Raw genomic sequence first — 5,848 nt, forward strand, 5'->3', positions numbered from 1 at the left:
GATCCGGCGCTCCGCCTCCCGGGAGTCGACGTCGGGCTTCTCCATCTCGGATTCCTGGAGGAGGCGCTTCTTCTCGAGGTCGGCCCGCAGGTCGATCAGCGCCGGGCGCGCGCGCAGGAACACCTGCTCGATCCGGTCGACCTGCGGGGCGGTCAGCGCGAGCTCGCGGGCGACGCGGGGGTTCTTCCACCATTTCCCCTCGAGCGGCGCGCTCCACGCGGCCGCCGCCCAGAGAATCGCGGCGATCGTCAGAAGTCTTTTCACGACCGGCCCTCCTTCGCCTCCGGCAGAGGCGCCATGCGTTTCCATCCTTCGGTCTCCTCCCCTTCGACGAGACGCGACACGTCCCGCAGAAGCGCGTCGTCGGCGAGATCGCGGGCCCCCATCGACGCGGCGGCCGCCTCCGGGAGGGGGGGCGCGGGGCGGGACGACGTCCGGGCGCCGAGCCAGAACGCGGCGGCGACGGCCGCCGCGGCCCCCGCCGCGAGCGCCCACGATCGCCGCGCGCGCCGGCGCCGCGGCGCCGGCAGCGCCCGGATCTTCGCCATGACCGCGCGTTCGAAATCGGAGCCGGACGCGGCGGGTCTTCCCGCGATCTCCCGCGCCGCCCGCTGCCATTGGGCGAACCGGCGGGCGCATCCGTCGCACCCGGCCAGATGCGCCGGAAGCGGCTCCGGCTCCCCCGCGGGCGGAAAGGCGAGCAGGAAGAAATCGCCGTCGGCCAGATGCCGTTCGAAGGGACGCGCGCGGTTCATGGGGCCCTCCGGAAATCGCCGAGCCGCGCGCGAACCTTCTGGGCGGCCCGGAAGAGATGCGACTTGACCGTCCCGGAATCGAGCCCGAGCAGATCGGCGATCTCCGGGATCGACCGCTCCTCGAGATGCTTGAGCGCGAAGACGATCCGCTGGCGCGGCGAGAGCGAGTCGATCGCCTCCCGGAGGCGCGCCTTGATCTCCTTCGATTCCAGGAGGCGGTCCGGCGAGGGATCCGGGGAGGGGGCGGCCTCGACCGGGCCGTCTTCCCCGCCGTCGTCGGCCCGCCGCTGGTGGAAATAGAGCACGAGGCGCTTGCGCTTCAACCGGTCGCGGCAGGCGTTGACGGCGATCCGGAGGATCCACGTCTCGAAGCTCGATCCGCCCCGGAAATCGGCGAGGCTCCGGTACGCCTTCACGAAGGCGTCCTGTGCGACGCATTCCGCCTCGCCGGCGTCGCGCAGCATTCGGAGGGCCATGCCGTAGACGCGGCGCTGGTAGGTCCGGACGAAATGGCCGTAGGCGTCGGCGTCGCCCGCGAGGACCCGTTCGAGGACCCGGTTCTCGTCGACGGGCTCGTTTTCCTCGGGTGAGACGATCTTCACGGCCCCCACGCCTCCTCAGACGACCGGCGCGGACGGCGGTTTACACCGCCTCACAGCTCACGCACGGCCTCCCGGCGCTTCTGCTCGAATTCTTCCGGCGTGATCAGGCCCCGGTTCTTCAGGTCGTTCAAAGCCGCCAGCCGGTCGGCGGCGGTTGCGGTGCCCGCTGGCGCCGCGGCCGGCGCCGCCGAAGCCGCCGAAGCCGCCGAGGGGATCGTGACGCCGCCCGGTCCCACGTGCGTCCAGATCGCCGTGCGGAGGGCTTCCGGGTGCTCGATCGTGGGGAACCGGATCTGTCCGCTCTCCGAGGCGGTCTCGATCGCGAGATCGCCGTATCCGAGGAGCCGTCCCCAGAACGACTGGTCGACCGTGATGTCCTGGATGCGCTCGAGCGGGCATTGCCGGGTCTCGTGGGCGAAGACGCCGATCTTGTGGAGGATCCGCCGGTCGGTCACGACGAACTCGTCCGTCCGCGCGCGGATCCCTCGGATCGCGAACAGGACGAGAGCCAGGAGGAGCAGCGCCGCGGCCGCGTACATCGCGGCGTTCGACGCGGTCCGCCCCGCGCCTCTGGCTTCGAGCCCGAGCGCCAATCCCGAAGCGGCGATCGACAGGAGCAGCGCGGCGATCGCCCGGCCATAGAAGATCCAGTGATAGCGGGCGCGATAGAGGATCGTCTCTCCCGGCGCCAGCTGCTTTTCGGCGTATTTCATCGCCCGCCATTGTAGCGCTCGCCGGCGCGGCGGGCCGTTGCGTCGCCCCGCCTCGGGATAGATTACGGGGATGGCCGAACGCTCCCAGGTCTTCTTCATCACCGGGTGCTCCTCCGGCATCGGGCGGGCGACCGCGATCGCGGCGGCGGAAGCGGGGCATCGCGTCTTCGCGACCGCGCGCCGGCCCGAGTCGATCGCCGATCTCGGGCGCGGCATCGAGACGCTCGCGCTCGACGTGACCGACTCCCGCGCGATCCACCGCGCCGTCTCCGACGCGATCGCGCGCGCGGGCCGGATCGACGTGCTCGTCAACAATGCCGGCTTCGGGCAGATGGGCACGGTCGAGGACATCGCGGTCGCCCGGTGGCGCGCGGAATTCGACGTCAACGTCTTCGGCACGATCGAGGTCACGCAGGCCGTCCTGCCGCACATGCGCGCGCGCCGGTCGGGGCGCGTCGTCAACATCGGCTCGATCGCCGGCCGCATCGCCTACCCGTTCGGCGCCGCGTATTGCGCCTCGAAATACGCCCTCGAGGCGATCAGCGATGCGCTCCGGCTCGAGGTCGAGCGGTTCGGGATCCGCGTCGTGCTGGTCGAGCCGGGGCCGATCCGCACGCGATTCGGCGAGCGCGTCGAGCACGAGGTGGAACCCATCGCCGCCGACACGGAATCGCCCTACCACTCCTGGTACGTGAAAGCCTTCGAGCGCTTCCGGCGCGAGACCCGGATCGGCTCGCTTCCCCCGGAGGCCGTCGCGCGCGTGGTCCTGAAAGCCGCGGGCCGGCGGCGGCCGCGGGCCCGGTACCTCGTCACGTGGCCGGCGAAGCTCTTCGCGTTCGCCAAGAGGATCGTCCCCGACGCCGTGATGGACGCCGGGATGCGGTCGAAGTTCCGCTGATCCGCTGGGCGCCTCCCGGATCTCCATCCTCTTCGGATGCCGGCCGTCTCGAATCCCCTCTGAGAGCGTTCGGAACGTCGAGGGGGCGTGCAATTTCGCTGCCGCGCTGTAGCATTCGCGGGTGACTCGCGAAACATCGCGGCGCGCGGTGCGGCGGTTCTTCGGAGGCGTCGGCGCGGCGGCGCTCGTGGCCGTGGTGGCGATCGCGCGGGGGCGTCCGCCTCGGCCCCTGGGCGAGGGGGCGCCGCCGGCCGAGTTCTCCGCGGGCCGCGCCCGGCGCATCCTCGAGACCCTCGCCGGGGACGGACGTCCGCATCCCGAAGGGAGTCCGGAGGCCGCGGCCGTCCGCGACCGGGTCGCGGCGGCGTTCCGCGCGCTCGGGGACGTCCCGGAGATCCGGCGCGGCTTCGCCTGCGGCCGCAACGGCGTGTGCGGGGCCGTCGAGAACGTCGTCGTGCGACGCGCGGGAACCCAGCGGCGGAAAGCCGTCCTTCTCTCGGCGCACTACGACTCCGTCGCGGCGGGTCCGGGCGCGTCCGACGACGCGATGGGAGTCGCGGCCGTCCTCGAAATCGCGCGCGCGCTCCGGCGCGCCCCGCTCCGGCGGCCGGTCGTCTTCCTCGTCGACGACGGAGAGGAACAGGGGCTCCTCGGCGCCGAGGCGTTCGCCTCCGAAGAAGGAGGCGGCGGCGTCATCGCGGACGTGAACATCGAGGCGCGGGGCACCGGAGGGACGAGCTACCTCTTCGAGACCAGCGAGGGAAACCTCTGGCTCGCCCGGCTGTTCGGCCGCCTGCCGCATCCGGCCACGAGCTCGCTCTTCTACGCGGTCTACCGGACGCTTCCCAACGACACGGACCTGACGGTCTTCCGCGCGCACGCAATGGCGGGGGTCAATTTCGCGTGCGTCGAAGGCGTCGCCCGATACCACACGCCGCGCGACGACGTCGCGCACGCGTCGCTTTCGACCCTCCAGCACCAGGGGGAGAACGCCCTCGCGATCGCGCGCGCCCTCGACCGCGCTCCGGAGAAACCGCCGCGCGGCGACGCGGTCTGGTTCGACCTCTTCGGCGCAGCGATCGTCCGATGGCCCGCGGAGGCCACGCTCCCGGCGGCCGGCGCGGCGATGATCCTCCTCGTCGTCGGAATCGCCGGACGGCTCCGCCGCAGAAGCGTTTCCTTCGGGCGCGTCCTCCTCGGAGCGGCGGCATTTCCCGCCGCGATTCTCGCCGGCGCCGCCGGAGCCGCTGCCGTGACCGCCGCCCTCCGCGCGGCGAACGCCGTCCCGGCGGGCTGGATCGCCCATCCCGCGACCGCGGCGGCCGCCTTCTGGCTCGCCGCTCTCCTCGGTTCCGGCGCCGCGGCGGCGGCGCTCGGACGGCGGGCCGGCCCCGGCGGGCTCCGCGCGGGGATCGCCGTTTGCTGGGGGGCGGCCGCCGTGTTCATCGCCTGGCGCGAACCCGCGGCGAGCTTTCCCTTCCTCGTACCGGCCGTGATCGGCGCCCTCCTCCTCCTGCCGCCGCGGTCGACGGGCACCGGCGAAACGGCGCTCCTGGCCGCGGGAGGATTCTTCCTTCTTCCGCTCGCCTGGGTGCTCCTCGAGGTGCTCGGGTTCCGAGGCGCGAGGATCATCGGGGCGATCCTCGGACTCGCCGTGACGCTCTTCGCGGCGCGGCTGGTCGAGCTCCCCGTCCGGTTCCGCCGCCGCCTCGCGGCCGTGTTCGCCGGCGCCTTGCTGCTCTCTCTCGCCGCCGCTTTCGTTCCGGCGCCCCTCTCGTTCGACGTCCCGCAGCGCGCGACGATCGTCGCGCTCGAGGACGCCGGCTCCGGCTCGGCGCGGTGGATCGTCGAGACCGACGCGGACCGGCTCCCGCGCGGGCTGCGCGCGGCCGCGCCGTTCCGCCCGGAGGCGGTCTATCCCTGGGCACCGAAGGAAAAGGTCTTCGCCGCGAAAGCGCCGACGCCCGCGCTCCCGGCCCCCGAGCTCCGCATCGAGAGCGACGTGACGGCCGGCGGCGCTCGCCGGATCCTGGGCCGCCTCGTCTCCCCGCGGGGCGCCGGCATCGTGCGGATCGCGTTCGCGCCGGGGACGGCGCTCCGCGCGATCGCGATCGGCGGCGTCGCGACCCCTCCCCTCTCCCCCGCCGCGCTCGCGCGGGGCGGCGGATGGAGAAGCTACGCCTGCGTGACCGTTCCGCCGGAAGGAATTCCGGTCGAGATCTCGGCCGCGCCCGGGCCGATCTCGTTCGTTCTCTCCGATCGGTCGCCGGGGCTTCCCGCGTCGGCGGCTCCCCTCGCCGCCCGCCGCGGCCCGTTCGCGGTGTCGAGTCAGTCGGGGGACGGGACGATCGTGATGAAGACGTTCACTTTGTAAAGGGCGCCACCGGCTTGACCGCTCCGCGGGTCGCGCCGGGTGACCATCATTCACCGGCGCGAGACGAAGAGGCGCGGCGAGGCGCGAGCCCGGTCCGCCGTCGCTCTGACGAGCTATGGCGGATTGATCGTCCCGAACGGCCGTTGAGCAGCGCGCACCCTTGCTGCCTCGATCCGCCGTAGCCTTGGCGAAGGCGGACGGGATGCGGGCGTCCGGCCCGCGGCCGCGGCGTACCGATAAGCGTACGGTAAGGCCGCGGGTTGCGGCGCACGCGCCCGCCCGGCTCGATGCATCCGCCTTCGCCCTCCTTCGCCAAGGCTTCGGAGGGCTTCGGTGCGACAGGTCGCCGCGCCTGCTACGAGAAGGAGATGCCGTGGGCCTCCGGCCCCACGGCGACCACGACGGCGCCGAGGAACAACACGGTTCCCGCGAGCAGCCCCATCGACTGCGAGTAGGTGAGGTGCTCAGCGAGCAGCGCCTCGACGTAACCGATCGACGACGCGCAC

General features: G+C 72.8%; 6 protein-coding genes. 2 read left to right on the forward strand and 4 right to left on the reverse strand.

Going from position 1 to position 5,848, the window contains the following annotated elements; all coding sequences use genetic code 11:
- The 4 genes from VKH46_11095 to VKH46_11110 form a co-directional block, all read right to left on the reverse strand.
- Window positions 1-264 (reverse strand): hypothetical protein (locus VKH46_11095; GenBank protein HKB71380.1); only part of this gene is annotated, 264 nt, incomplete at its 3' end.
- Window positions 261-755 (reverse strand): hypothetical protein, encoded by a 495-nt coding sequence (locus tag VKH46_11100; GenBank protein HKB71381.1) that lies wholly within the window; start codon window positions 753-755, stop codon window positions 261-263. The genes VKH46_11100 and VKH46_11095, both read right to left, overlap by 4 nt.
- Window positions 752-1,357, reverse strand: coding sequence for a sigma-70 family RNA polymerase sigma factor (locus VKH46_11105; protein HKB71382.1), 606 nt, complete (start codon window positions 1,355-1,357; stop codon window positions 752-754). Before VKH46_11105 ends, VKH46_11100 begins: the two co-directional genes overlap by 4 nt.
- A 50-nt stretch (window positions 1,358-1,407) precedes the next feature.
- A complete protein-coding gene (locus tag VKH46_11110) occupies window positions 1,408-2,070 on the reverse strand; it encodes a PH domain-containing protein (protein ID HKB71383.1) in 663 nt (220 codons plus the stop codon).
- A gap of 70 nt (window positions 2,071-2,140) precedes the next feature.
- On the opposite strand from VKH46_11110, the gene VKH46_11115 reads away from it, so the two are divergent.
- Both VKH46_11115 and VKH46_11120 read left to right on the forward strand, forming a co-directional pair.
- The gene (locus tag VKH46_11115; GenBank protein HKB71384.1) at window positions 2,141-2,968 is read left to right on the forward strand and encodes an SDR family oxidoreductase; all 828 of its coding nucleotides are present in this window, start codon (window positions 2,141-2,143) and stop codon (window positions 2,966-2,968) included.
- A 121-nt stretch (window positions 2,969-3,089) separates the two neighbouring features.
- Window positions 3,090-5,342: a M28 family peptidase gene (locus tag VKH46_11120; protein HKB71385.1), complete on the forward strand. Its 2,253-nt coding sequence runs from the start codon at window positions 3,090-3,092 to the stop codon at window positions 5,340-5,342.
- Window positions 5,343-5,848: the final 506 nt, after the last annotated feature.

The sequence above is a fragment of the Thermoanaerobaculia bacterium genome (assembly GCA_035260525.1).
Classification (GTDB): Bacteria; Acidobacteriota; Thermoanaerobaculia; order UBA5066; family DATFVB01; genus DATFVB01.

Bases quoted from the DNA above. Each gene is read 5' to 3' on its own strand.
- VKH46_11115 (HKB71384.1), top strand. From the start codon at position 2,141: ATGGCCGAACGCTCCCAGGTCTTCTTCATCACCGGGTGCTCCTCCGGC.
- VKH46_11100 (HKB71381.1), bottom strand. From the start codon at position 755: ATGAACCGCGCGCGTCCCTTCGAACGGCATCTGGCCGACGGCGATTTC.
- VKH46_11110 (HKB71383.1), bottom strand. From the start codon at position 2,070: ATGAAATACGCCGAAAAGCAGCTGGCGCCGGGAGAGACGATCCTCTAT.